22 protein-coding genes and 3 tRNA genes are annotated in these 26,741 nt (G+C 64.5%); 2 read left to right on the forward strand and 23 right to left on the reverse strand.

Annotated features, from left to right (window positions below; genetic code table 11):
* Positions 1–6 precede the first annotated feature (6 nt).
* The 14 genes from rpsG to J3R73_RS19565 all read right to left on the reverse strand — a co-directional run bounded on the left by rpsG (position 7) and on the right by J3R73_RS19565 (position 15,756).
* Positions 7–477, reverse strand: a complete 471-nt coding sequence (gene rpsG, locus J3R73_RS19500) for a 30S ribosomal protein S7 (RefSeq protein ID WP_307430580.1) — start codon at positions 475–477, stop codon at positions 7–9.
* 14 nt (positions 478–491) lie between these two features.
* The gene (rpsL, locus tag J3R73_RS19505) at positions 492–863 is read right to left on the reverse strand and encodes a 30S ribosomal protein S12 (protein ID WP_068299562.1); all 372 of its coding nucleotides are present in this window, start codon (positions 861–863) and stop codon (positions 492–494) included.
* Between the two features lie 462 nt (positions 864–1,325).
* A complete protein-coding gene (gene rpoC, locus J3R73_RS19510) occupies positions 1,326–5,525 on the reverse strand; it encodes a DNA-directed RNA polymerase subunit beta' (RefSeq protein ID WP_307430585.1) in 4,200 nt (1,399 codons plus the stop codon).
* Positions 5,526–5,658: 133 nt separating this feature from the next.
* Complete coding sequence (rpoB, locus tag J3R73_RS19515; protein WP_307430587.1) at positions 5,659–9,780, reverse strand: DNA-directed RNA polymerase subunit beta; 4,122 nt, start codon at positions 9,778–9,780, stop codon at positions 5,659–5,661.
* 314 nt (positions 9,781–10,094) lie between these two features.
* Positions 10,095–10,469, reverse strand: coding sequence for a 50S ribosomal protein L7/L12 (gene rplL / locus J3R73_RS19520; protein WP_307430590.1), 375 nt, complete (start codon positions 10,467–10,469; stop codon positions 10,095–10,097).
* A 53-nt stretch (positions 10,470–10,522) separates the two neighbouring features.
* Positions 10,523–11,041: a 50S ribosomal protein L10 gene (gene rplJ / locus J3R73_RS19525; protein ID WP_307430593.1), complete on the reverse strand. Its 519-nt coding sequence runs from the start codon at positions 11,039–11,041 to the stop codon at positions 10,523–10,525.
* A 585-nt stretch (positions 11,042–11,626) separates the two neighbouring features.
* Positions 11,627–12,325, reverse strand: coding sequence for a 50S ribosomal protein L1 (gene rplA / locus J3R73_RS19530; protein ID WP_307430595.1), 699 nt, complete (start codon positions 12,323–12,325; stop codon positions 11,627–11,629).
* A gap of 4 nt (positions 12,326–12,329) precedes the next feature.
* Positions 12,330–12,761, reverse strand: a complete 432-nt coding sequence (rplK, locus tag J3R73_RS19535; protein ID WP_307430597.1) for a 50S ribosomal protein L11 — start codon at positions 12,759–12,761, stop codon at positions 12,330–12,332.
* Positions 12,762–12,991: 230 nt separating this feature from the next.
* Complete coding sequence (gene nusG, locus J3R73_RS19540) at positions 12,992–13,525, reverse strand: transcription termination/antitermination protein NusG (RefSeq protein ID WP_307430600.1); 534 nt, start codon at positions 13,523–13,525, stop codon at positions 12,992–12,994.
* Between the two features lie 12 nt (positions 13,526–13,537).
* Positions 13,538–13,735, reverse strand: coding sequence for a preprotein translocase subunit SecE (secE, locus tag J3R73_RS19545; protein ID WP_307430603.1), 198 nt, complete (start codon positions 13,733–13,735; stop codon positions 13,538–13,540).
* Between the two features lie 172 nt (positions 13,736–13,907).
* Positions 13,908–13,983: transfer RNA gene (locus J3R73_RS19550), tRNA-Trp, on the reverse strand.
* Positions 13,984–14,240: 257 nt separating this feature from the next.
* A complete protein-coding gene (gene tuf, locus J3R73_RS19555; RefSeq protein ID WP_307437504.1) occupies positions 14,241–15,431 on the reverse strand; it encodes an elongation factor Tu in 1,191 nt (396 codons plus the stop codon).
* A 148-nt stretch (positions 15,432–15,579) separates the two neighbouring features.
* Positions 15,580–15,653, reverse strand: a tRNA-Gly gene (locus tag J3R73_RS19560).
* Positions 15,654–15,671: 18 nt separating this feature from the next.
* Positions 15,672–15,756 (reverse strand) — tRNA-Tyr (locus J3R73_RS19565).
* Positions 15,757–15,974: 218 nt separating this feature from the next.
* Here J3R73_RS19565 and J3R73_RS19570 point away from each other — a divergent pair.
* A complete protein-coding gene (locus J3R73_RS19570; RefSeq protein ID WP_307430607.1) occupies positions 15,975–16,748 on the forward strand; it encodes a TrmH family RNA methyltransferase in 774 nt (257 codons plus the stop codon).
* A gap of 25 nt (positions 16,749–16,773) precedes the next feature.
* On the opposite strand, the gene J3R73_RS19575 is transcribed toward J3R73_RS19570, so the two are convergent.
* Complete coding sequence (locus J3R73_RS19575; RefSeq protein ID WP_307430610.1) at positions 16,774–17,334, reverse strand: hypothetical protein; 561 nt, start codon at positions 17,332–17,334, stop codon at positions 16,774–16,776.
* A 316-nt stretch (positions 17,335–17,650) separates the two neighbouring features.
* Here J3R73_RS19575 and J3R73_RS19580 point away from each other — a divergent pair, with 316 nt between their 5' ends.
* A complete protein-coding gene (locus J3R73_RS19580) occupies positions 17,651–18,613 on the forward strand; it encodes an acyltransferase (protein ID WP_307437514.1) in 963 nt (320 codons plus the stop codon).
* A gap of 24 nt (positions 18,614–18,637) precedes the next feature.
* Here J3R73_RS19580 and recO read toward each other — a convergent pair whose 3' ends face one another.
* The 8 genes from recO to J3R73_RS19620 form a co-directional block, all read right to left on the reverse strand.
* Positions 18,638–19,360 carry a DNA repair protein RecO gene (gene recO, locus J3R73_RS19585; RefSeq protein WP_307430612.1) on the reverse strand — a complete coding sequence of 241 codons (723 nt, stop codon included), beginning with the start codon at positions 19,358–19,360 and terminating at the stop codon, positions 18,638–18,640.
* Between the two features lie 25 nt (positions 19,361–19,385).
* Positions 19,386–20,300 (reverse strand): GTPase Era, encoded by a 915-nt coding sequence (gene era / locus J3R73_RS19590; protein WP_307430614.1) that lies wholly within the window; start codon positions 20,298–20,300, stop codon positions 19,386–19,388.
* A 283-nt stretch (positions 20,301–20,583) separates the two neighbouring features.
* Entirely contained in the window at positions 20,584–21,297 is a 714-nt protein-coding gene (gene rnc, locus J3R73_RS19595; protein ID WP_307430617.1) for a ribonuclease III, read from the reverse strand.
* Between the two features lie 153 nt (positions 21,298–21,450).
* Entirely contained in the window at positions 21,451–22,248 is a 798-nt protein-coding gene (gene lepB, locus J3R73_RS19600) for a signal peptidase I (RefSeq protein ID WP_307430620.1), read from the reverse strand.
* Between the two features lie 280 nt (positions 22,249–22,528).
* Positions 22,529–22,927 (reverse strand): holo-ACP synthase, encoded by a 399-nt coding sequence (gene acpS / locus J3R73_RS19605; RefSeq protein ID WP_307430623.1) that lies wholly within the window; start codon positions 22,925–22,927, stop codon positions 22,529–22,531.
* Positions 22,924–23,688 (reverse strand): pyridoxine 5'-phosphate synthase, encoded by a 765-nt coding sequence (locus tag J3R73_RS19610; protein ID WP_307430626.1) that lies wholly within the window; start codon positions 23,686–23,688, stop codon positions 22,924–22,926. The genes acpS and J3R73_RS19610 overlap by 4 nt, the downstream gene beginning before the upstream one ends.
* Positions 23,689–23,708: 20 nt before the next feature.
* Entirely contained in the window at positions 23,709–24,293 is a 585-nt protein-coding gene (pyrE, locus tag J3R73_RS19615; protein WP_307430630.1) for an orotate phosphoribosyltransferase, read from the reverse strand.
* Between the two features lie 125 nt (positions 24,294–24,418).
* A complete protein-coding gene (locus J3R73_RS19620) occupies positions 24,419–26,611 on the reverse strand; it encodes a RelA/SpoT family protein (protein WP_307437516.1) in 2,193 nt (730 codons plus the stop codon).
* Between the last annotated feature and the right edge of the window lie 130 nt (positions 26,612–26,741).

Genomic DNA, 26,741 nt, shown 5'->3' on the forward strand with positions numbered 1-26,741 from the left:
TCAGGCTTACCAGCGGTAATGCGAGAAGGCGCGGTTGGCTTCCGCCATCCGGTGCGTGTCTTCGCGTTTCTTCACGGCGTTGCCGCGATTGTTGGAGGCATCCATCAGTTCGCCCGACAGACGCTCTTCCATGGTCTTCTCGTTGCGGCCGCGGGCCGCCGTCAGGATCCAGCGGATCGCCAGCGCCTGGCGACGCTCGGGACGGACTTCGACCGGAACCTGATAGGTCGCACCGCCGACGCGGCGCGAGCGGACTTCGATCGCCGGGGCAACGTTGGACAGCGCCTGCTGGAAAACGTTGATCGGGCTCTGCTTCGCCTTGGCTTCGATGGTATCGAAGGCGTCATAGACGATCTTCTCGGCGACCGACTTCTTGCCGTCATACATGATGGCGTTCATGAACTTGGTAACGACGAGATCACCGAACTTCGGATCCGGAATGATCTCACGCTTTTCGGCACGATGGCGACGGGACATAGTGAGCTCTTCCCTTACTTCGGACGCTTCGCGCCGTACTTCGACCGGCGCTGCTTGCGGTTCTTGACACCCTGCGTGTCGAGAACGCCGCGGAGGATATGATAGCGGACGCCGGGCAAGTCCTTCACGCGGCCGCCGCGGATCATCACCACGGAATGCTCCTGAAGGTTGTGGCCCTCGCCGGGGATGTAGCCGATGACCTCGAAGCCATTGGTGAGACGCACCTTGGCAACTTTACGCAAAGCCGAGTTCGGCTTCTTCGGGGTCGTCGTATAAACGCGGGTGCACACACCGCGCTTCTGCGGGCATGCTTCCAGGTGGCGCGCCTTCTCGCGATACACTTTCGGTTCGCGCGGCTTGCGGATCAGCTGGCTAATGGTCGGCATCGTTCGCCCTTCAACTTCGATTGGCACGCCCGTCACGGCCGCACCTGCTTTGCCTTGCATGAGGAACCCACGCAAAACGAAACCGCGCCAGCTTCCCTTGTCGGGGATGCAAGCGCGACACCCACAGAGGACCGCCGCGCTTTCACGCAGAGGTCATGACCGGAACTGTGTCTGATAGCCCGGAGGCAGCGTTTAAGCGATCGGTTCCGCGTCTTGACGACAGCAGGAACAACACAGCTTACCGCCTGCCCTGAAAGTAGGCTGTCTTTAGCTGCCGACTCGCCCCACGTCAAGCACGAAGCGTGTCAAAAAGCCCGGAAATGCAGTTTCTGGCCGGGAAAGCCGATAATGCGCCGGCGCGCACCGATCCATCGCGCGGGAGCCGGGCGGTAGCCCGGTATCAAAAGAAAGGGCGGCCCGCTGGCGGGCCGCCCCCTTATCGATGCGCGTCCTGCACCGGCGCTATTCGGCAGCCGGCAGGGCAACCACTTCCTCGGCGGGTGCCGCGACCGGCGTGGCCGCCTCGGCCTGCTTCTGCTGCAGGATGAGGTCGTCGCGGCGCTTGGCGATCTCGCGGATCCGCGCGATCTGGGCGCCGGTGCCGGCCGGGATGAGACGGCCGACGATGACGTTCTCCTTGAGCCCCTCCAGCGAATCCGACTTGCCGTTGACGGCAGCCTCGGTGAGCACGCGGGTGGTCTCCTGGAAGGACGCCGCCGAGATGAACGAGCGGGTCTGCAGCGAGGCCTTGGTGATGCCGAGCAGCACGGGATGGCCGGAAGCCGGCTTCTTGCCCTCTTCCACCGCCTTGATGTTGGCCTCATCGAATTCGATGCGGTCAACCTGCTCGCTGGGCAGGAATTCGGTCTCACCGGCGTCGGTGATCTCGATCTTCTGCAGCATCTGGCGGACGATCACCTCGATATGCTTGTCGTTGATCTGCACGCCCTGCAGGCGGTAGACTTCCTGGATCTCGTTGACCAGGTAGGCCGCCAGTTCCTCGACGCCCTTGACCGCGAGAATGTCGTGCGGAGCCGGGTTCCCGTCGACGATGAAGTCACCCTTTTCCACGACGTCGCCGTCCTGGAGATGGATGTGCTTGCCCTTCGGGATCAGATATTCGACAGCCTCCTGATCCGCCTCGTGCGGCTGGATCGTGAGACGGCGCTTGTTCTTGTAGTCCTTGCCGAACTGGATCGTGCCGGTGATCTCGGCGATGATCGCCGCATCCTTCGGACGACGGGCCTCGAACAGCTCCGCCACGCGCGGCAGACCGCCCGTGATGTCGCGGGTCTTGGCGCTTTCCAGCGGCACGCGGGCGATGACGTCGCCGGCCTGCACCTTGGAACCCGGATCGACCGAGATGACCGCATCCGCCGCCAGGAAGTAACGGGCGTCGCCGCCGCGCGAGAGCTTCGCCATCTTGCCGTCCACCGTCTTGATGACGAGGGCCGGACGAAGATCGGCCGAACGGTTCGACGTGCGCCAGTCGGAGACGACGCGCTTGGTGATGCCCGTCGATTCGTCGGCCGTCTCGTTCACCGAGATGCCGTCGACCAGATCCTCATAGGCGATGACGCCGTCGAGCTCGGTGATCACGGGACGGGTATAGGGATCCCACTCCGCGATGCGCTGGCCGCGCTTGATCTTGTCGCCGTCGTCGACCTTCACGCGCGCACCATAGGGCACGCGGTTGACCGAGCGCTCCGTACCGTCATGGTCGAGGACCACGACGGCGAGGTTCCGGGCCATGGCGATGAGCTCGCCGTCCGAATTGCGCACGACGCTGCGGTTGCGGATCTTCACGGTGCCTTCGAACGTGGATTCGATGTTCGACTGCTCGTTGATCTGCGCGGCGCCGCCGATATGGAAGGTACGCATCGTCAGCTGCGTGCCCGGCTCGCCGATGGACTGCGCCGCAATGACGCCGACCGCCTCGCCCATATTGACACGCGAACCGCGCGACAGGTCGCGGCCGTAGCAGGTCGCGCACACGCCGTTCTTGGTCTCGCAGGTCAGCACCGAGCGGATCTTGACCTCCTGGATGCCGGAGGCCGCGATCGCATCGACTGCCTTCTCATCGATCATGCCGCCATGCGGTACGAGCACCGTGCCCGTCGAGGGATCGGTGATGTTCTCTGCCGCGGTACGGCCGAGGACGCGGATCCCGAGCGAGGCCACGATCTGGCCCGCATCGATGATGGCACGCACCCGGATGCCGTTCTCCGAACCGCAATCGATCTCGGTGATGATCGAATCCTGGGCGACGTCGACGAGACGGCGCGTCAGATAGCCCGAATTCGCGGTCTTCAAGGCGGTGTCGGCCAATCCCTTGCGGGCGCCATGGGTCGAGTTGAAGTACTCGAGCACGGTGAGGCCTTCCTTGAAGTTCGAGATGATCGGGCTCTCGATGATCTCGCCCGACGGCTTGGCCATCAGGCCGCGCATGGCGCCGAGCTGACGCATCTGGGCCGGCGAACCGCGGGCCGAGGAATGCGCCATCATGTAGATCGAGTTGATCGGCTTGTCGCGGCCGTTGGCGTCCTTATGAACGGCCGAGATACGCTGCATCATCTCGCTGGCGAGACGATCGGCGCATTTGGCCCAGGCGTCGACGACCTTGTTGTACTTCTCGCCCTGGGTGATCAGGCCGTCATTGTATTGCTGCTCGTAGTCCTTCGCCAGGGCGTCGGTCTCGGCCACGATCTTCCACTTGTTGTCGGGAACGACGATGTCGTCCTTGCCGAACGAGATGCCGGCGCGGAAGGCGTTGGAGAAGCCGAGCGTCATGATGCGGTCGCAGAAGATGACCGCTTCTTTCTGGCCGACGTTACGGTAGACGACGTCGATCAGCGCGGAGATCGCCTTCTTCGTCATCAGGTTGTTGGCGGCGTCGAAGGAGATCTTCGGGCTCTTGGGCAGGAGCTCGGCGAGCTTCACCCGGCCGGGCGTCGTCTCATACATCTTGACGATCGGCTGCCCGTCCTGGTCGAGGCCCTTCCAGCGCCACTTGATCTTCGTATGCAGCGTGACGACCTTGCTTTCGAGCGCATGGTCGAGCTCGCCGACATTGCCGAACACCATGCCCTGTCCGGGCTCGCCGTCCGACATCAGCGTCACGTAATACAGGCCGAGCACGACGTCCTGCGAGGGCACGATGATCGGCTGGCCGTTGGCCGGATGCAGGATGTTGTTGGTCGACATCATCAGCACGCGCGCTTCCAGCTGCGCCTCGAGCGACAGCGGGACGTGCACGGCCATCTGGTCGCCGTCGAAGTCGGCGTTGAAGGCGGTGCAGACCAGCGGATGGAGCTGGATCGCCTTGCCCTCGATCAGCACCGGCTCGAACGCCTGGATGCCCAGGCGATGCAGCGTCGGCGCGCGGTTGAGCAGCACCGGATGCTCGCGGATGACCTCGTCCAGGATGTCCCAGACTTCCGGCTTCTCCTTCTCGACCAGCTTCTTGGCCTGCTTGACGGTCGCCGACAGGCCCTTCGCGTCGAGACGCGAATAGATGAAGGGCTTGAACAGCTCGAGCGCCATCTTCTTCGGCAGGCCGCACTGGTGCAGCTTCAGCTCCGGCCCGACGACGATGACGGAACGGCCCGAATAGTCCACGCGCTTGCCGAGCAGGTTCTGACGGAACCGGCCCTGCTTGCCCTTGAGCATGTCGGAAAGCGACTTCAGCGGACGCTTGTTGGCGCCGGTGATGACGCGGCCGCGCCGGCCGTTGTCGAAGAGGGCGTCGACCGCCTCCTGCAGCATGCGCTTTTCGTTGCGGATGATGATATCCGGCGCCCGCAGCTCGATCAGCCGCTTCAGGCGGTTGTTGCGGTTGATGACGCGGCGATAGAGATCGTTGAGGTCCGAGGTCGCGAAGCGGCCGCCGTCGAGCGGCACGAGCGGACGCAGGTCCGGCGGGATGACCGGGACGGCCGTCAGGATCATCCATTCCGGCTTGTTGCCGGACTGGATGAAGGCCTCGATGATCTTCAGGCGCTTGGCGAGCTTCTTGGGCTTCAGTTCCGACGTGGATTCGGCGATCTCGACGCGCAGGTCCGCCGCGATCTTCTCCAGATCCATGGCGCGCAGCATCTCGCGGATGGCTTCCGCGCCGATCATGGCGGTGAAGGAATCCTCGCCATACTCATCCTGGGCGCGCGCATACTCATCCTCGGAGAGGAGCTGGCGCTCCTTCAGCGGGGTGAGACCGGGCTCGATCACGACGTAGTATTCGAAATAGAGGATGCGCTCGAGATCCTTGAGCGTCATGTCCATCAGCAGGCCGATGCGGCTCGGCAGCGACTTCAGGAACCAGATATGGGCGACGGGCGCGGCGAGCTCGATATGGCCCATGCGCTCGCGGCGCACGCGCGACAGCGTGACCTCGACGCCGCACTTCTCGCAGATGACGCCCTTGTACTTCATGCGCTTGTACTTGCCGCACAAGCACTCATAGTCCTTGATCGGCCCGAAGATACGCGCGCAGAAGAGGCCGTCGCGTTCGGGCTTGAACGTACGGTAGTTGATCGTCTCCGGCTTCTTGATCTCGCCGTATGACCACGAAAGGATTTTCTCCGGCGATGCGATCGAGATCTTGATCTGATCGAAGGTCTGCGGCTGCGCCACCGGATTGAAGAGATTCATGACCTCTTGGTTCATGGCCGTCTCCAGGTTTGCACGAATGCGGGGGCAGCGCCCCCGTCCGCGCGGATGAAATCATCAAAAGGACCGACCCGGAGCGGCGAACCGCTCCGGGGCATGGTCACTGCATGGGAACCGATACCCGTCGCGCTCACTCCGCGGCTTCCGCCGGCGGGAGGATCTGGTCGGCATTGCGCAGGCCCGTGAGCTCGACATTGAGGCCGAGCGACCGCATTTCCTTGACCAGGACGTTGAACGATTCCGGTATGCCCGCCTCGAAGGTGTCGTCGCCGCGCACGATGGCCTCGTAGACCTTGGTACGGCCGGCGACGTCGTCCGACTTCACGGTGAGCATTTCCTGCAGGGTGTAGGCCGCGCCATAGGCTTCCAGCGCCCAGACCTCCATCTCGCCGAAACGCTGGCCGCCGAACTGCGCCTTGCCGCCCAGCGGCTGCTGGGTGACGAGCGAGTAGGGACCGATCGAACGGGCGTGGATCTTGTCGTCGACGAGATGGTGCAGCTTCAGCATGTAGATATAGCCGACGGTCACCTTGCGGTCGAAACCTTCGCCGCTGCGCCCGTCATAGAGCTGCACCTGCCCGGACGCGTCGTGCCCGGCCATCTTCAGGAAGTCGACGATGTCCGATTCCTTGGCGCCGTCGAAGACGGGCGTCGCAATCGGCACGCCGCGGCGGAGCGTCGAGGACATATCGACGAGCTCGCGCTCGTTCATCGCCTCGATCTCCTCATTGGCGCCGTAGATCCGGTCGAGCGTACCCTTGAGCTGCTTGACACCCTTGCCCTTCTTATAGGCATCGATGGCGTCGCCGATGAGCTTGCCCAGGCCCGCGGCGGCCCAGCCCATATGGGTCTCGAGGATCTGCCCGACATTCATGCGGCTGGGAACGCCGAGCGGATTGAGCACGATGTCCACCGGCGTGCCGTCCTCCAGGAACGGCATGTCCTCGATCGGCATGATGCGCGACACGACACCCTTGTTGCCGTGCCGGCCGGCCATCTTGTCGCCCGGCTGGATCTTGCGCTTCACGGCGACGAAGACCTTGACCATCTTCATCACGCCCGGCGGCAGCTCGTCGCCCCGCTGCAGCTTCTCGACCTTGTCGAGGAAGCGCTGCTCGAGACGCTTCTTCGATTCGTCGTACTGCTTGCGCATGGCCTCGATCTCGCTCATCAGCGCATCGTCGGCCACGGCGAAGTTCCACCACTGCGAGCGCGGATATTCCTGCATCAGGTCGGGCGACAGCACCGTCTCCTTCTTGAAGCCCTTCGGCCCGGCGATCGCCGCCTTGCCGTCGAGCATCTCCGTCAGGCGCTGATAGACGTTGCGGTCGAGGATCGCCTGCTCGTCGTCGCGGTCCTTGGCGAGACGCTCGATCTCCTCGCGCTCGATCGCCTGGGCGCGTTCGTCCTTGTCGACGCCGTGGCGGTTGAACACACGGACCTCGACGATCGTCCCGGTCACGCCCGGCGGCACGCGCAGCGAGGTGTCGCGCACATCGGATGCCTTCTCGCCGAAGATGGCACGCAGAAGCTTTTCTTCCGGCGTCATCGGGCTTTCGCCCTTCGGCGTGATCTTGCCGACGAGGATGTCGCCCGCCTGCACCTCGGCACCGATATAGACGATGCCGGCCTCGTCGAGGTTCTTCAGCGCTTCTTCCGACACGTTCGGAATGTCGCGCGTGATCTCCTCCGGACCGAGCTTGGTGTCGCGGGCCATCACCTCGAATTCATCGATGTGGATCGAGGTGAACACGTCCTCCTTGGCGATGTTCTCGCTGAGGAGGATGGAATCCTCGAAGTTGTAGCCGTTCCACGGCATGAAGGCGACGAGGACGTTGCGGCCGAGCGCCAGCTCGCCGAGCTCGGTCGACGGACCGTCGGCGATGATGTCGCCCTTGCGGACGATGTCCCCGACGCGCACCAGCGGCTTCTGCGTGATGCAGGTCGACTGGTTGGAGCGCTGGAACTTCATCAGCCGGTAGATGTCGACACCCGACTGGGTCGGATCGAGATCGGCCGTGGCGCGGATGACGATACGGGTCGCGTCGACCTGGTCGATGATGCCGGTCCGGCGGGCGGCGATCGCGGCGCCCGAATCGCGGGCCACCACGCTCTCCATGCCGGTGCCGACGAAGGGCGCGTCGGAGCGCACCAGCGGCACGGCCTGGCGCTGCATGTTCGCACCCATCAGCGCCCGGTTGGCGTCGTCATTCTCGATGAAGGGAATGAGCGCCGCCGCGACCGAGACGAGCTGCTTGGGCGAAACGTCCATGAAGTCGACGCGATCGGGCGCCACCATCAGCACGTCGCCGGCATGACGGCAGACCACGAAGTCCTCGGTGAGGTGGCCCTCCTTGTCGACCGGCACATTGGCCTGGGCGACGTAATATTTGCCCTCTTCCATCGCCGAGAGATAGACGACCTCGGGCGTGACCTGGGCGTTGCGGATGCGGCGGTACGGCGCCTCGATGAAGCCGTATTTGTTGACGCGCGCGAAGGTCGCCAGCGAGTTGATCAGGCCGATATTCGGCCCTTCCGGCGTCTCGATCGGGCAGATGCGGCCGTAATGGGTCGGATGGACGTCGCGCACCTCGAAGCCGGCACGCTCGCGCGTCAGGCCGCCCGGGCCAAGCGCCGACAGGCGGCGCTTGTGGGTGATCTCCGACAGCGGATTGGTCTGGTCCATGAACTGCGACAGCTGGGAAGACCCGAAGAACTCGCGCACGGCGGCGGCCGCCGGCTTGGCGTTGATCAGGTCCTGCGGCATCACCGTGTCGACGTCGACCGAGGACATGCGCTCCTTGATGGCGCGCTCCATGCGCAGCAGGCCGACGCGATACTGATTCTCCATCAGCTCGCCCACGGAGCGGACGCGCCGGTTGCCGAGATGGTCGATATCGTCGATCTCGCCCTTGCCGTCGCGCAGGTCGACCAGCGTCTTGACCACGGCGAGGATATCGGCCTTGCGCAGCACGCGCACCGTATCCTCGGCGTCGAGGTCGAGACGCATGTTCATCTTCACGCGGCCGACCGAGGAAAGGTCGTAGCGCTCGGGGTCGAAGAACAGCGACTGGAACATCGCCTCGGCCGAATCGATCGTCGGCGGCTCGCCCGGACGCATCACGCGGTAGATGTCGAACAGGGCTTCCTCGCGGACGGCATTCTTGTCGACCGCCAGCGTGTTGCGGATATAGCCGCCCACCGTGACATGGTCGATGTCGAGCACCGGCACTTCATGGAAGCCGGCTTCGGCCAGCACCTTGAGGTTCTTCTCGGTGAGCTCCTCGCCCGCCTCGAGATAGATCTCGCCGGTCTTGGTGTTGACGATGTCCTCGGACACATATTGCCCGACGAGGTCGTCATCGGTGACGCGCAGCGCCTTGAGCCCCTTCTCCGCCAGCGCACGCGCCGAACGGGCGGTCAGCTTCTTGCCCGCTTCCACGACGATCTCGCCGGTATCGGCATCGATGAGGTCGATATTGGGCTTGGCGCCCTTCATGCGGTTCCAATCATAGGGAACACGCCAGCCGTCATCGGTGCGGGTATAGATGATCGAGTTGTAGAAGGTCGACAGGATCTCCTCACCGTCCATGCCCAGGGCGAAGAGCAGCGACGTCACCGGAATCTTGCGGCGGCGGTCGATACGCGCAAAGACGATGTCCTTGGCGTCGAACTCGATGTCGAGCCAGGAACCGCGATAGGGAATGATGCGGGCGGCGAACAGCAGCTTGCCCGAGGAATGGGTCTTGCCCTTGTCGTGGTCGAAGAACACGCCGGGCGAGCGGTGCATCTGCGAGACGATGACGCGCTCGGTGCCGTTGACGATGAAGGTGCCGTTCGAGGTCATGAGCGGCATATCGCCCATGTAGACATCCTGCTCCTTGATGTCCTTGACCGAACGCGCGCCGGTTTCCTCATCGACATCGAACACGATCAAGCGTAGGGTCACCTTCAAGGGCGCAGCGAAGGTCATGCCGCGCTGGCGGCACTCGTCGACATCGTATTTCGGTCCTTCGAACTCGTATTTGACGAATTCGAGCATGGCCTTATTCGAAAAATCGGAGATCGGGAAAACCGACTTGAAGACCGTCTGCAGTCCCTCGTCCGTCCGCCCGCCCGCGGGCTCGTCGACCTGAAGAAACTGATCGTATGACGCCTTCTGAACCTCGATCAGGTTCGGCATCGTCGCGACTTCGCGGATTTTTCCGAAAAACCGGCGGACGCGCTTGCGTGCATTGATCGTCTGAGCCATGTGGTCCTCGTCCCTTCATGCGACACGATGGAACAGCCCGGCGCTGCGCCATCGATGCCACAAGCATCTGATCCCGCAGGCGAAGGCGCCGACGCCCCCTCACCTGCCCGGCGGCGTTCCGCTCGCACGGAACTCCGCATAAATTACGGCCGGCTGGCGCCGCCCCTTCGCCCTTTGCAACGGCGGATCGCAAAACCCCTCCGGGATTCTCCGATTCGCCGTCTCCGCCCCGAGGACAGCCCCTGCCCGGGCGCCTCAAACGCGGAAAAGGCCCCGGGGAATCCCCGGAGCCGTAACGCCTGACGCAAGCTCTCTTACTTGAGCTCGACCTTGGCGCCAGCCTTCTCGAGCTGAGCCTTGAGCTTGTCGGCCTCTTCCTTGGAAACGGCTTCCTTGACAGGCTTCGGAGCACCCTCGACGAGGTCCTTGGCTTCCTTGAGGCCGAGGCCCGTGATCGCGCGGACTTCCTTGATGACTTCGATCTTCTTTTCGCCGGCAGCGGCGAGGACGACCGTGAACTCGGTCTGCACTTCGGCGACCGGCGCAGCGGCACCAGCCGGGGCAGCGGCAACGGCGACGGCGGCCGCAGCCGAGACGCCCCACTTCTCTTCCAGCGCCTTGGCGAGTTCAGCGGCTTCGAGAACCGTCAGGCTCGAGAGGTCTTCGACGATCTTTTCAATCTTGGACATGGTCCATTCTTCCTAAATTCTGGTTCGTACCGGTTATCGGGTTGCGAACGGCCTTACGCCGCTTCGTCTCGCTTGGCATAAGCCTCGAACACACGGGCCAGCTTGGCAGCCGGCGCGGTGACGACCTGAGCAACCTTGGTCGCCGGAGCCTGGATAAGGCCGACGAGCTTGGCGCGCAGTTCATCGAGTGACGGCAAGGTCGCGAGGGCCTTGACGCCGTCCGTGTCCAAGGAGGTCTTGCCCATCGCGCCGCCCAGGATAACGAACTTGTCGTTGCCCTTGGCGAAGTCGACGGCGACCTTGGGTGCTGCCACCGGATCGCTCGAATAAGCGATCAGGGTCGGCCCCTTCAGAAGGGGCGCGATGCTGGCAACATCCGTGCCATCGAGAGCGATCTTGGCGAGGCGGTTCTTTGCGACCTTCACGGTCGCGCCAGCCTGCTTCATCTGCTTGCGCAGCTTCTGCATCTGGGCGACGGTCAGGCCGGAATAGTGAGCTACGACGACCACTCCGGAAGCCTTGAAGACCTCCTGGAGAAAGCCGATGAACTCCTGCTTTTCCGCTCTTTCCACGTTGCTCTCTCCGGTTGCAGCTCTTCGTCAGAACGAAAAGCTGACCGTTGCACTTTGCCGCCTCCATACCCTCCGGCGAACCGGCGTGCTGAAGGCGACGCTCGAGTGCCTGTCCCCCGTCACCGGCGTGCGTCAATATGACACATGCCTTGCGGTTTCAGGTGCGTCGGATCGAACCAAGTCACGAGGCAGCCGCGAAACGGATACCAAAAACCGGTCTTCCCCGTCTATGCAGGCAAAAAGAGCGCCCTTTCAGGCGTTTCTTTGCAAATTAAGCGGGTTTCCCCGCGCCTGCAGTCTCGGACAGGACATGGCCGCCCGGGCTTGAAAAACTTCCCCGCCCGTTCGGCCAGTCTAAAATCCGGATAACTCCGGACAGCAAAATCCCGGGCCGCTTGCGCACCCCAGGTTCATGAACCTTTGATCAGTTCAGTGAGAGTCGCGATATAAGGCCTCGGACGCCAAATGCCAAGAGCTAATTCGAGGCTCTCCGCCATATTGTGGCATACCGGCCGAAGCGGCCACGCGCCGCGGGCGCAAAAAAGCCCCGCCACAGAGGCGGGGCCCGATGTCGTCGTCGGCCGCTCAGGCGCCGAGCAGGGTCGTCGGATCGATCTTCACGCCGGGGCCCATGGTGGACGACAGCGCGACGCGCTGCACATAGGTCCCCTTGGCGCCGGCCGGCTTGGCGCGGACCACCGCGTCGGCGAACGCCTTGATGTTCTCCGCCAGCTTGTCGGAACCGAATGACGCCTTGCCGACCGCGCCGTGCACGATGCCGGCCTTCTCGACGCGGAACTCGACCGAGCCGCCCTTCGACGCCTTGACCGCGGACGTGACGTCCATGGTCACGGTGCCGACCTTCGGGTTGGGCATCATGCCGCGCGGGCCGAGCACCTTGCCGAGGCGGCCGACCAGAGGCATCATGTCGGGCGTGGCGATGCAGCGGTCGAAATCGATCTTGCCGCCATTGACGATCTCGACGAGATCCTCGGCGCCGACGATATCGGCGCCCGCCGCCCGGGCTTCATCGGCCTTGGCGCCGCGCGCGAACACGGCGACGCGCAGCGTGCGCCCCGAGCCGTTCGGCAGATTGCAGACGCCGCGGACCATCTGATCGGCATGGCGGGGATCGACACCGAGATTCATGGCGATCTCGACCGTCTCATCGAACTTGGCGGTGGCCCGCTCCTTGACGAGCTGGACCGCTTCGTCCAGGCCATAGAGCTTGATGCGGTTAACGCCTTCTTTGGCGGCGCGGATGCGCTTTCCCTGATGAGACATCATATCACCCGACGATCTCGAGGCCCATAGACTGGGCGGAACCCTTCACCATTGCCATGGCCGCTTCGACCGTATCGCAATTGAGGTCAGGCAGCTTCTTGGTGGCGATCTCACGGATCTGGTCGATCGTGATCTGGCCCGCCTTGGCACCCTTGCCCGGCGTCTGCGAACCGGACTTGATGCCCGCAGCTTCCTTCACGAAGAAGGAAACCGGCGGCAGCTTGAGTTCGAAGGTGAACGAGCGGTCCTGATAGGCGGTGATGATGACGGGAATCGGCGTTCCCTTCGTCATCTGCGCCGTGCGCGCATTGAAGGCCTTGCAGAATTCCATGATGTTCAGACCGCGCTGGCCGAGCGCGGGGCCGATCGGCGGCGACGGGTTGGCAGAACCCGCCGGCACCTGCAGCTTGACGTAGCCGGTAATCTTCTTCGCCATTTATTGCTCCTGAGCGGGTTGCCCCGCGGTTGATGGCCATCGCTGTGGCCGGAGTTCGCGGTTCGGTTCCGCCGGACGGCGACAAGCCCGGCCTCCCCTCCCGCGACGTCGTACCAGCGGCCGAATGCGATCGCATCGGACCACCGGACACCTGCGATCTTCAGGGCGAAATCGACGATTTCGCGAAGATCGGCAAGGGCTGGGGGTGCTTCCGCAGCCCCCTCGGCAGATCAGAGCTTCTCGACCTGCGCATATTCGAGTTCGACCGGGGTCGCCCGGCCGAAGATGGAAACCGCCACCTTGAGGCGGGCACGGCTCTCGTCGACTTCCTCGACCACGCCGTTGAAGGAGGCGAAAGGACCGTCGGCGACACGCACCTGCTCGCCGACCTCGAAGCTGACGGAGGGCTTCGGACGCTCGACGCCGTCGGCGACCTGACCCTTGATGCGTTCGGCCTCACGATCGGGAATGGGTACCGGCTTGGCCTTGTCCGCCCCCAGGAAGCCTGTGACCTTCGGCGTGTTCTTGATGAGGTGATGCACCTCGTCGGTGAGTTCGCACTTCACCAGAACGTAGCCGGGAAAGAACTTGCGCTCGGTGTCGACCTTGCGGCCGCGGCGCACCTCGACGACCTTCTCGGTCGGCACGAGGATCTCCTCGAACAGGTCAGACAGCCCGCGCTGCGCGACCTGCTCGCGGATCGACTGAGCCACCTTGTTCTCGAAGTTCGAATAGGCGTGAACGATATACCAGCGCTTGGCCATCAACGATCGTCCTCAACGGCCAAGATTGATAAGGAAGCCGACACCGGCCTTCAGGACGGCATCGGTGACCGAAAAGAAGATCGCCATGACGGCAACGAAGATCACGACCATGATCGCCGTGATCACGGTTTCCCGGCGCGTCGGCCAGGTCACCTTGTTAGTTTCATTGCGGACCTGTTGCAGGAACTGCAACGGTGTCGTCTTTGCCATCGTCCTACCGCCACCTCAGGCCGGACTTTCACGTCAGTCCAGCGCCTATGTCGAAATCCTGCCCTGCAAAAGCAAGACCGAGCCAATACAAAACCGAGGGTGCGGCGAAGCCCCATCCCCCGGCTACCGATAAATCGCTGCGAAAGGAGGCAAATACCCCATCCGCGTGAATTGGCAGGGGCAGCAGGGATCGAACCTGCGACCTACGGTTTTGGAGACCGTCGCTCTACCAGCTGAGCTATACCCCTACGCGATGCCCGCGCGGCGCTTACATAGCCGCGCAAATGGTTCGGCGCAATCCCGTTGATGCGGACATCGCCGCAAAATTTGCGGCATCTCCCGGAGATGATGCCACACGACCGTGCCACAGGCCAGCGCCTCGGCGACACCGCCGCACGGCCTTAGAGAGGGCTCCGCGGCGCGCGCGCAGCCCTCGCGCCTCCGTAAAGCGAAACGGCGCAGCCGAGGCTGCGCCGGTTCCCGAGCGTGTCGAAACGATTTCGGCCTATTCGATGATGGCGGCGACGACGCCGGCCCCGACGGTGCGACCGCCTTCACGGATGGCGAAGCGCAGCTTCTCCTCCATGGCGATCGGCACGATCAGGCTCACCGTCATGGCGATGTTGTCGCCCGGCATCACCATTTCCGTGCCTTCCGGCAGCGTCACGATCCCCGTCACGTCCGTCGTGCGGAAGTAGAACTGAGGACGGTAATTGCCGAAGAACGGCGTATGGCGACCGCCCTCTTCCTTCGTCAGGATATAGGCCTCGGCCTTGAACTTCGTGTGCGGCTTCACCGAACCCGGCTTGCACAGAACCTGGCCGCGCTCCACGTCCTCGCGCTTGGTGCCGCGCAGCAGCGCGCCGATGTTGTCGCCAGCCTGACCCTGGTCCAGCAGCTTGCGGAACATCTCCACGCCCGTCACCGTCGTCTTCTGCGTCGGACGGATGCCGATGATCTCGACTTCCTCGCCGACCTTGACGATGCCGCGCTCCACGCGTCCCGTCACCACCGTGCCGCGGCCCGAGATCGAGAACACGTCTTCCACCGGCATCAGGAACGGCTGGTCGATCGGCCGCTCCGGCTGCGGGATGTAGTCGTCCACCGTCTTCATCAGCTCGAGGATCGCGTCATGCCCGATCTCCGGCGACTTGTTCTCCAGCGCCATCAGCGCTGAGCCCTTGGTGATCGGGATGTCGTCCCCAGGGAACTCGTACTTCGACAGAAGCTCGCGCACTTCCAGCTCCACGAGCTCCAGAAGCTCGGGATCGTCGACCATGTCCACCTTGTTCAGAAACACCACCAGCGCGGGAACGCCGACCTGGCGCGCCAGCAGGATGTGCTCGCGCGTCTGCGGCATCGGACCGTCCGCCGCCGAAACGACCAGGATCGCGCCGTCCATCTGCGCCGCGCCCGTGATCATGTTCTTCACATAATCGGCGTGACCCGGGCAGTCCACATGCGCGTAGTGACGGTTCTTCGTCTCGTACTCAACATGCGCCGTCGAGATCGTGATGCCGCGCGCCTTCTCTTCAGGCGCCTTGTCGATCTGGTCATACGCCGTGAACGTCGCCCCGCCCGTCTCCGCCAGAACCTTCGTGATCGCTGCCGTCAACGACGTCTTGCCATGGTCGACGTGACCAATCGTGCCGATGTTGCAGTGCGGCTTGTTCCGTTCAAATTTCTCTTTGGCCATAGCCCCGGTTCCAGCATTGGAGGATTGGGTATTTCGCCGGTGCGAAATATCGCGCGGGTCGATAGGCGTTTTCGCAGCGGCACGCAACAAAAGATTGCTCCGCGCCGCGCCGCCCGCGCCCCGATAGACCGCCGTTCGAATCGTAAGATGGAGCGGGTGAAGGGAATCGAACCCTCGTATTCAGCTTGGAAGGCTGCTGCTCTACCATTGAGCTACACCCGCGTCCCAACCGATCGGACTTGGTGGAGGGGGTTGGATTCGAACCAACGTAGGCTGAGCCAACGGATTTACAGTCCGTCCCCTTTAACCACTCGGGCACCCCTCCAAACCGTCCTTCGCAGCGCTGGTGACACCGCTGCGACCCGAAGCCGCCGAGTGGCGCGGCTGCTTCGTTCGAGGGCGTCCTTATGGTGACGCGGCGGGGACCTGTCAACCGAAAAAGGCGAAATCCCTCGACCGACTTTCGCGCCCGGCGGATAACCAAACGATCGGGGCTTTTTTTGCGGCGCCAGCCATGCGATGGCAATTGTCCTGGAGGTATCGATGAACGACAGGGAACGCAGGGGACGCCAGGGGCACCACCGGGAGCGGCCGGATTCGGGAACGCCGGACACCGTCGTCATCTATGGCTGGCACCCCGTGCGCGAGGCGCTGCAGAACCCCGCGCGCACGCTGAAGCGGCTTCTCGCGACCGAGAATGCCGCGCGGCGGCTGGCGGAGGAGAACATCCAGGCCGGCATCCCCCTGCAGATCGTCCGCCCCGGCGAGATCGACCGGCTGCTGACCGCCGATTCCATCCATCAGGGCCTCTATCTGGAGACCGCGCCGCTGCCGGCTCCCGCCTTCGGCGAATTGCGCGCCAGCGATATCGTACTGGTGCTCGATCAGATCACCGATCCGCACAATGTCGGCGCCATCGTCCGCTCCGCCGCCGCCTTCAGCGTCGCGGCGATCATAACCACCGAGCGCCATTCGCCCTCCGCGACCGGCGTGCTGGCCAAATCCGCCTCCGGCGGCCTCGAGCATGTGCCGATCGTGTCGGTGCGCAATCTCGGCGATACGCTCGACGAGATGGGCGACAGCGGCGTGATGCGCGTCGGCCTCGATTCCGAGGGGCCGGCGACCTTGGAAGGCACGCCCCTGTCCGGTCCGCTCGCGCTCGTCCTCGGCGCCGAGGGCAAGGGCCTGCGCCAGCGGACGCGGTCGCTGTGCGACGCCCTCGCTCGGCTCGACATGCCTGGCGCCATCAAGAGCCTCAACGTCTCCAACGCCGCAGCGCTGGCGCTCTACGTCGCGCGGCAGCAAGTCAAGGCTTGAGCGCGCCGGCCACAGCGCGGATGCGTCAGCGCTGGACCTGGCTGGCACTCGGCTTGGACGGAGATGATCCGATCGAGGGCGTGGCCGAATCGAAGTCCATGCTCTCCAGGTTCGGGCGGGGGACGGGAAGGGCCAGGGGTATGCGCACCGCGGCCGGCCGGGCCGCCGGCGCGATCGATGCCAGCCTGGGCTTGGCGGGCGGCTTTTTCGGCGGCGCGCCGGAGCCCGACCGGTCAGGTCCGGCATAGGGCGCGTCCGGCAGCGCCGTCTCGACATTGCGCGGGGGAATCGGAGGCCGTGCCGGGGCGGCGCCGGCATCCGGCACCTCGCCATAGGCGGGTTCGTAGCGATAGCGCGGCGCATAGGCCCTGCGCTGCGCCCAGGGCGCCTGATAGTCGCCGTCGTCGGGCGCATAGTCCTGCGGGTCATACATCGGACGGCGGGGGAGCGGCGCATAATAGTCCCCTCCCCAGCCGCCATCGTCATAATAATAGCCGTCGCGCCAGCCGGCCATCGCCGGCGCCGCCGGCAAGGCCACCGAGACGAGCACCGAAATCGTCAGCAAACGTATGACGGGCAAGGGCACGGGTCCCATCCTCCAGATGACATCTCCGGCCTGATAGCGCAGGATCTGGGCGGAATAACGATTTGTTAAGCATAGCGGGACGGAACGCCTCGCCGGTGGCCCGGCCCGCGGCCGCATCCGCGCAAGACCGACACGTCCAAGTAACAATCTGCCCTTAGACTGCGATCCGCGCTTTCGAGCGAGGTTCCAGATGTAGACATAGGCGTCTGGAAACGACCATGATACCGTCGCGCAAGGCCTCTGCCATGCAGGCGAAGAACCGATCGCAAACGCCACCCCGGGCCTTGATTACAGCGAAGGACATACGCCGTTGAAGGTGCATAGTGGGATCGAGATGGCCAGGCTCGTCGCTCTGGTCGCCGTCATTTCGCTCCACGCCAATGCATACGGGATTTTCGGCGACGATCGCGCCATCGGATTCGTCGTCGATGAACTCTGCCGTTTCGCGGTTCCCGTCTTCTTCCTGATTTCCGGCTATTTGTGGAAGGACGATTCGCTTGCCGCGCCCGTCGAGCCTCTCCTCAGGCTGTTCAGGCGGCTCCTCGTCCCCTTCGTCATCTGGGTTGCGTTCTACACCTTCTGCGAGATATCGCAGGTCTTCTATCCCGGCACGTTTCCGAACCCGGCCAGCATCCGCTCCTACATCTTCATTCCGCTGAGCGGCGGCGCCGGGTTTCATCTGTGGTTTCTGCCGGCGCTGTTCATCGGCACCGCACTCGGCTGGTTCGCCGTCCGCCGTGTCGGCCTCAAGGGCGGCCTCGCGCTTTCCGCCACCCTCTATCTCGTCGGAACGGCGCTCGCGCTCTATGCGCGATCGCGGAACTTCGACGCGATCGTGTGGATCTACCGCAACGGCCTCTTCTTCGCGCCGCTCTTCCTCGTGCTGGGCCATGCCATGAAAAAGGGACGGATACCGGCAATCCCCATGCTCGCCGCCTTGGTTCTGGCCGGAGCGGCGATCCATATCGCCGAAGGCTGGTATGTCTTCGACAGGTTTCCGAAAGGCCATGACATGTCGCTCGGGACCGTTCCCCTGGCGGTCGGCGTGTTCGGCCTCTTCCTTCACATGCGCGCGGGCGCCGATCCCGTCGTGCCCTGGGGGCGCGACGTCTTCGGGGCCTATCTGGCGCATCTTTTCTTCCTGAGGCTTTTCGCGGCGCAGGTCGGACAGCGCGGCGTCGGCGCCGCCTTGGCGTGCATCGCCTTCACGCTGATCGTCTCCCTCCTCTTCTCGCGCCTGATGAAGAGGAGCGCCGTCACCAGACCGCTGGTCTCCTGAGCGGACGTCGTCCGCGGTCGAGCGTCACAGGCGCCCGGTCAGCGCCTCCACCACGGCATGCCGCCCCTCCGGCATGACGAGACCGCGCGGCGCGAACACGTCACGCTCGAGGAAATAGCGGGTGAGCCGGAGCGCGTCGGCAATGTCGGCGGCGCTGGGACTTCCCACCTCGCCGCGCAGGAAGCCCGGCAAAGGCAGCAGCCTGTCGTGCCAGGGCGCTCCCGCCTCGCGGCTGACCGCCCGGCCGGTCTTCGGCGAGACATAAGCGAGGTCGTCCGCGCTGCCGGTGGCGGCACAGCGGCCGAGATCGAGGCCGAAGCCGAGTTCGGTGAGGATCTCGAGCTCGAACCGCGCGATCAGCGCCGGGGCCACCCCCGCATCCGAAATCACCGCGATGATCTCTCCCAGCGCCCCGTGGAGACCGGGATGAGGCTCGCGCTCAGGCAAAAGCCGCACCAGCGCCGCGACATGGCTCATCGCGAAGAGCGCGAGGCGCGAGGACAGGAAATGCGCGGCATGCAGGGCCAGCCCTTCGACGGCGAAATGCCCGAGATGCCCGTCGATGCGTGCCCGCCAGACCAGTTGCACCGCGTTGCCGGGCTGCAGCACCGGCTGCAGCGCCCGCGACCGCGCCGCCCGCACCAGGCCGAGATGGCGGCCATGACCCCGCGTCATCGCCTCCAGGATCACGCTGGATTCGCCGTGGCGCCTGACGCCGACGACATAGCCGCTATCGGTCCATTCCATCGCCGGCCAATCGTCCTGCAGGTCCTCAGCGCTTCTCGATCGGAAATTCCAGTCCGATCTCGCGATAGCGCTCCGGATCGTCCGACCAGTTCTCGCGTACCTTCACGAACAGGAACAGGTGTACCGGCGTCTCCGCCATCGCGGCGATTTCCTTGCGGGCCGCCATCGAGATCGCCTTGATCGTCTCGCCGCCCTTGCCGATCACGATCTTCTTCTGCCCCTCGCGCACGACGAAGATGGTCTGCTCGATGCGCGCAGAGCCATCCTGCATCGTCGTCCACGCCGTGGTCTCGACCGTCGATTCGTAGGGCAGTTCATCGTGGAGGCGCAGGAACAGCTTCTCGCGGGTGATCTCGGCGGCAAAAGCCCTGAGGGGGGCATCCGAAATCTGGTCCTCCGGATAGAGCCAGGGGCCGGCGGGCATCGCGCCGGCGAGATAGCCGAGCAGGTCGGCGACGCCGCTGCCGGTCAGGGCGGACACCATGAAGGTCGCCGCGAAGGCCTGCCGCGCATTGATCGCAGCGGTGAGATCGAGCAGCGTCTCGCGCTTGACGGTATCGATCTTGTTGAGGACGAGGATCTTGGTCTGGTTCGTGGCCGACAATTTTTCCAGGATGGCCTGGTTGCCCTCGTCGAGGCCGCGCTGCACGTCGATCAGCAGGCACACGACGTCGGCGTCGGCGGCGCCGCCCCAGGCCGTCGTCACCATGGCCCGGTCGAGCCGGCGCTTGGGCTGAAAGATACCGGGCGTGTCGACGAAGATGATCTGCGAGGCGCCGCTCATGGCGATGCCGCGCACGATGGCGCGCGTGGTCTGCACCTTGTGCGTCACGATCGACAATTTGGCGCCGACCATCGCATTCATCAGTGTCGACTTGCCGGCGTTGGGGGCACCGATCAGCGCGACGAAACCGCACCGGGTCTCGGGAGTTGCATTCATTGTTCTATCCAATCAGCAGACGAACCCAGGCCCAGACCGCACAGGGGCAAGGCCGGAATTCCTGCACGTTCGTCGCGCGGTCGCATCTGGCGGGGTTCACCCGATCGATACGAACCGCTCGCGGCCGCACCGGATCCGGCACCCGCGATTTTCCGCATTATACCAGCGATTCCCATGCTCGTATCACGAAAGGGCGTTCATGGGACAATTCCGTTTCAACGCCCTCGCATGGGCGCCCCGCCGCCGGACGATGACGATGCGATCCGGGGCTCGGCTTGGCCTGTCAGCCTTCCCGGCCTTCGACCGCAATGCCCTCGCGCGCCATGAAGGCAGAAGCGGCGGCCTGCTCGGCCAGGCGCTTCGACTTTCCCTCGCCTTCGGCGGAGAGCTGCGTGTCGATATCGACGGCAATGACGAAGCGCGGATTATGGTCCGGCCCGGTACGCGCCACGAGCCGGTAGGTCGGCGCCTTCAGAGCCCGGGCCTGTGCCCATTCCTGCAGCGCCGTCTTGGCGTCGCTCGGTGGCCGCACCGGCGCATGAAGGCGGGCCCGCCAGCCCCGCTCGACCACGGCACGGGCCTTCTCATACCCCGCATCGAGAAAGACCCCGCCGATCAGCGCTTCGCAGACGTCGCCCAGCGTGGTGAGCCTCTTGCGGCCGCCCGATTGCGCTTCGCCCAGGCCGAGCTTGACATGCGGGCCGACCCCCCATTCATCCGCGACGGCGGCGCAGGTCTCCTTGCGCACCAGATCCGACAGGCGGCGCGACATGGCGCCCTCCTCGTCGTCCGGAAAGGCCCTGAACAGCATGTCGGCGACGGCAAGGCCGAGCACGCGGTCCCCGAGGAACTCCAGCCGCTGGTAGCTCGCCAGGCGGCCCGGCGCGTCCAGGAAGCTTATATGGGTCAGGGCCCGGTCCAGGAGCGAACGGTCGGCGAATACATGGCCGAGCGCTTGCTCCAGGACGTCGAGCGGAGGCTTTTTCTTCAGAGCCATGAAACGGCTTTTCATCCGATGAAAGCAGACGGCGGGCGGAAACCTCCCGATCGCCGTGCCGATATCAAGACATTGCTGATCTCCAAGAAATCATAGGCCGCAACACGGCGCTTGTACGGCAAGCCGCGTGGAATGACGCATCGCGGTTAATGATCAGTGGATGAAGCTCATCAGCCGGTTCAGTCGTACCGTCCACGGCCAGAGCCAGAACTTGAGCGGCGATTCATCATCGCTGACGGAGAAGAAGATGATCTGTCCCTTGCCGACGAAATTGTCGAACGGCACGTAGCCGACCTCGTTCAGATCCCGCGAATCATCGGAATTGTCGCGATTGTCGCCCATCATGAAATAGTGGTCGGGCGGCACGACATATTCGTCGGTGTTGTCGTAATAGCCATTGTCGCCATTGATCTCCATGACGACGTGCTTCACCCCGTTGGGCAGGGTTTCGGTGTAGAGGGGAACCTGGATGTCCCGCCCGAAGGAGTCCTTCATCGGGAAGGTGCCCGCCGGCTCGCGCGGCGCCATCACGCCGTTGATGAACAGTCTTCCACCCTTCATCTGGATATGATCGCCCGGCAGGCCGATCACCCGCTTGATGAAGTCGGTCGAATTATCCTTGGGCAGCTTGAAGACGGCAATGTCGCCGCGCTTGGGCGGCGTGCCCCACAAGCGCCCGGACGGCAGGAAGGACGGCGAGAAGGGCACGGAGAATCGAGACCAGCCATAGCTGTATTTCGACACCATGACGTAATCGCCCACGAGCAGAGTGGGTATGAGCGAACCCGAGGGAATGTTGAAGGGCTGGAACAGCAACGTCCTGACGACGGCTGCGATCACGAAAGCGTGGACGATGATCTTGACCAGTTCGCCGATGCCGCCATCTTTCGACGTCTTCTTCGCTGCGCCACTGGAGTCTGGCGTCTTGTTGGGTTCGCTGGCCACGCTCATCGATCTTCCATCATTCGGGGATTGCCGTCGGGGCAACTCGGTCGCGGCTGCTATAACCCTTGCCGAGTCGGGGTGCAACGAGGCCTGACGCCCTCGGTACCTGCGGTTTCCGCCCGGAGGCGAGCAATTTTGAGACGAAGGAAAGGCAGGCTCCCTGCAAGCCCTGCGAGCTCGCCGCGAATACAGCACTTTCATCCGGCCCAGGACGCCATGCCGTCGGAACGGTCAGGCCGAGACCATAGCCGAGGACAGGCCCTCTCACTATGGCAGCAATACGGCGTCACCCCGTCAATCGCGCTTCGATCAGCACGATTGCCTGCGCGAGAGGATGCTCGTCCGTCAAAGTGAGGTGGATGAACGCCTCGTGTCCCGGAGGAACCAATGCCTCCAGCCTCGCCCTGGCCAGGCCCGTCAGGCGCAGGGTGGGCTGGCCCGAAGGGAGGTTGACCACCCCCATCTCCTGCCATCGAATGCCGCGGATGCCCGTGCCCAGCGCCTTGGAACAGGCCTCCTTGGCAGCGAAGCGCTTGGCATAGGTCCCGGCCCGGTCGGCTCGCCCATTGGCCTTGGCTCTTTCGACCTCGGTGAAGCAGCGTCTTTCGAAGCGTTCGCCATAGCGATCCAGCGCAGCCTGAATGCGGCGGATGTCGCAAAGATCGTTGCCGATGCCGATGATCATCCCGCCCGGTTCCGCCCTGCCGCCATCGCGGCCCTGACCATCCTGATGCTCTCGGCGAGACCGACGAAGATCGCCTCGCCGATGAGATAGTGGCCGGTGTTGAACTCGCTGAATTCCGGCACGGCGGCCAGCGTCTCCGACGTCCCGAAGTCGAGCCCGTGTCCGGCATGGACTTCCATCCCGAGGCCCGCCGCGTGGCGCGCGCCGAGCTTCAGGCGCTGGAATTCGGCGGCGGCCCGCGCCTCCTCGCCGGCGATATGGGCGTCGCACCAGGTGCCGGTGTGAAGCTCGACGACATCCGCTCCCAGGCCGGCACACAGGTCGAGAATGGCCGGATCCGGCTCGACGAAGAGCGAGACACGGATGCCCGCGTCCTTGAGACGCGGTATGGCCGACGACAGGGCCGTCCGCGCCCCGCGGACGTCGAGGCCGCCCTCGGTGGTGCGCTCCTCGCGCTTTTCCGGCACGAGGCAGGCCGCATGGGGCCTGACGCCAAGTGCGATCTCCAGCATTTCCGCGGTCACCGCCATTTCCAGATTGAGCGGCGCGGCGAGTTCGGCCCGCAGGCGGTGGATGTCGGCATCCCTGATATGCCGCCTGTCCTCGCGCAGATGGGCGGTGATGCCGTCGGCACCCGCCTCGATGGCGAGATGCGCGGCACGGACGGGATCGGGCCATGTGCCGCCGCGCGCATTGCGCACCGTCGCGACGTGGTCGACGTTCAGGCCGAGGCGGAGGGGCGGGGTGGAAAATTGGGGCATGTCGGCGTCGATCCTCTGCATCAACTGGACAGGGCGCGGCTGCCGGGCTTGACCACCGGCAGCGCGGCGAGATCGGCGGGCAGGCTATCGGCCTGGTAGGCGGGAATGTCGAGCGTGGCCAACGCCACCAGCGGCTTGCCGAGATCCGCCTTGCCGCCGGACCGGTCGATCAGGCAGGCCGCGCCGACGATCTCGCCCGGGCCGCCCTCGATGGCGGCGAGGCATTCCCGCGAGGACAGGCCGGTGGTGACGATGTCCTCGACCATCACGACGCGGGCGCCTTCGGGAATGGCGAAGCCGCGGCGCAGCTGGAACCTGCCGTTCTCCCGTTCGACGAAGATCGCCTTGGCCCCGAGGGCGCGCGCCGTCTCGTAGCCCGGAACGATGCCGCCGACCGCCGGCGAGACCACCATGTCGATCCGGCCGAAGCGCTGGCTGATCTTTTCCGCGAGCGCCCGGCAAAGGCGCTCGGTCCGCACGGGGTCCATGAAAATGAACATCTTCTGCAGGAAGACCGGCGAATGCAGCCCGGAGGACAGGATGAAATGTCCCTCCAGCAAGGCCCCCGCATCCTTGAACTCGGCCAATACCTCTTCCTGCGTCATCGCTCGATCCTCATGTCCCAAAGCCGCACCGGGCTATGCTCCTCATGCGGACAGATCAATAGGCGATTGGACCGGGACGCAATAATTCGCGCGCCGGCGGCTGGCGCCACGCCGCCGATCCTCCTTCACACGATGCGGTGGACTTCGCTGACGACCTTGCGCGCCCGCAGACCGTCGATGATGGCGAGGAGATGCTTGAGATCGTAGACTTCGAGGTCGACGATCATCTCGGTCATGTCGAAGGAGCGCCGGTGCATGGTGAGGTTGTCGATGTTGCCGTCGGTCTCGGCGATGACCTGGGCGATCTGCGCCAGCGTGCCGGGCTCGTTGATGGAAACGACCTGCAGCTTGGCAGGATAGCGCTCCGCCTGCGCCGCCTCCAGATCCCAGCGCACGTCGAGCCATAATTCGGGATGGTCCTCGAAATCGGCGAGCGCGGCCGACTGGATGGGATAGATGGTGATCGCCTCCCCCGGCGTCAGGATGGCGACTATGCGATCGCCCGGCACCGCTCCGCCATCGGCAAAGCGCACCGGCAGGTCGCCCTTGATGCCGCGCACGGGAATGGCGGCGTTGGCGGGATTGCCCCCGCCCGGCACCTTGAAGCGCAGATTCTGGCCGCCCTGCAGCCCGAACCAAGTCTCGTCGAGACCGGCCGCCGCATGGCTGGACTGCTCGAGCTTGAAATCGGGAAAGACCGCCCGCACCACGTCCTGCGAGCGGATCTCGCCGCGGCCGACCGCCGTGAGCACGTCGTCGACGCTCTTGCGGGCGAGGCGCTTCAGCGCGCCCTGCAGCGCATCGGCCGAATAGGTCTTGTCGAGCCGTTCGAAGGCCCGTTCGACGATGCGCTGGCCGAGGCCGGCATATTGTGCCCGCACCGCCGAACGGGTCGCCCTGCGAATGGCTGCACGGGCGCGGCCGGTGACCACCAGCGTCTCCCAGGCGGCCGGCGGGGTCTGCTGCTTGGCGGTGACGATCGCCACCTCGTCACCGTTGAAGAGTTCGGACACGAGGGGAGCGGTGCGCCCGTTCACGCGGCAGCCGACCGCGGTGTTGCCGATGTCGGTATGGACCGCATAGGCGAAATCGATCGCGTTGGCGCCGCGCGGCAGGGTGATGAGCTTGCCCTTGGGCGTGAAGCAGAAGACCTGATCCTGGAACAGTTCGAGCTTGGTATGCTCGAGGAACTCCTCCGGATTGTCTCCCTCGGCCAGCATCGCCATCGTCCGGCGCAGCCAGGCGAAGGCGCGGCTTTCGTTCTCCAGGCGGGAGACGTCACTGGCCTTGTTGTCCTTGTAGAGGGCATGCGCTGCGATGCCGAATTCGGCGATGCGATGCATCTCCTCGGTCCGGATCTGCAGCTCGACCCGCTGGTGGCCAGGGCCGATCACCGTCGTGTGGAGCGAGCGGTAGTCGTTCTGCTTGGGCGTCGAGATGTAGTCCTTGAAGCGGCCCGGCACGAGCGGCCATTTGGTGTGGACGATGCCGAGCGAGCGGTAGCAGTCCTCGATCGAATTCACGAGGACGCGGAACGCGAAGATATCGGAGAGCTGTTCGAAGGCGACCTGCTTGCGCTCCGTCTTCTTGAAGATCGAATAGGGCCGCTTCTCCCGCCCCTTGACGGTGGCCTCGATGCCGCGCTCGTGCAGCCTCTCGCGCAGGTCGTTCTCGATCTCGGCGATCAGTGCGCCGTTGCGCCGCTTCAGGCCCTCGAGCCGGCGGACGATGGTCTCGTAATGGGCGGGCTGCAATTCATGGAAGGAAAGGTCTTCCAGTTCCTCGCGCATGTCCTGCATGCCCATGCGCCCGGCGAGCGGAGCGTAGATGTCCAGCGTCTCCTGGGCGATGCGGGCGCGCTTTTCCGCCTTCATGAAGTTCAGCGTGCGCATGTTGTGCAGCCGGTCGGCGAGCTTGACGAGCAGCACACGGACATCTTCGACGATGGCGAGCAGGAGCTTGCGCAGGTTTTCGGCCTGCTTGGCTTCCTTGGAGACGAGATCGAGCTTCTTGATCTTGGTCAGCCCCTCGACGAGGGAGGCGATCTCCTTGCCGAAGCGCCGCTCGATCTCCGCGCGGGTGGCGTCCGTGTCCTCGATGGTGTCGTGCAGCAGCGCCGCGGCAATGGTGGCGTCGTCGAGCTTCAGGTCGGTGAGAAGGGAAGCAACCTGCAGGGGATGGGAAAAATAGGGGTCGCCGGAGGCACGGAACTGGGTGCCGTGCTGCTGCATGGCATAGACATAGGCCGCATTGAGGAGGTCCTCGTTGACGGCCGGATTGTAAGCCCGAACCTTGTCGACGAGCTCATACTGCCTCATCAGCCGGAAGGGCGCCGTCACGACAATTCTCCCTCGGGTGCCGGCCTGCGCCCACCCCCGCTTGCATTCCATCGAGGCGAAGCAATCAGATGTCCCGGCCCGCCCCGCTATTCAATACAAGTGCCGCACA

The sequence above is a fragment of the Labrys monachus genome, from assembly GCF_030814655.1.
Lineage (GTDB): Bacteria > Pseudomonadota > Alphaproteobacteria > Rhizobiales > Labraceae > Labrys > Labrys monacha.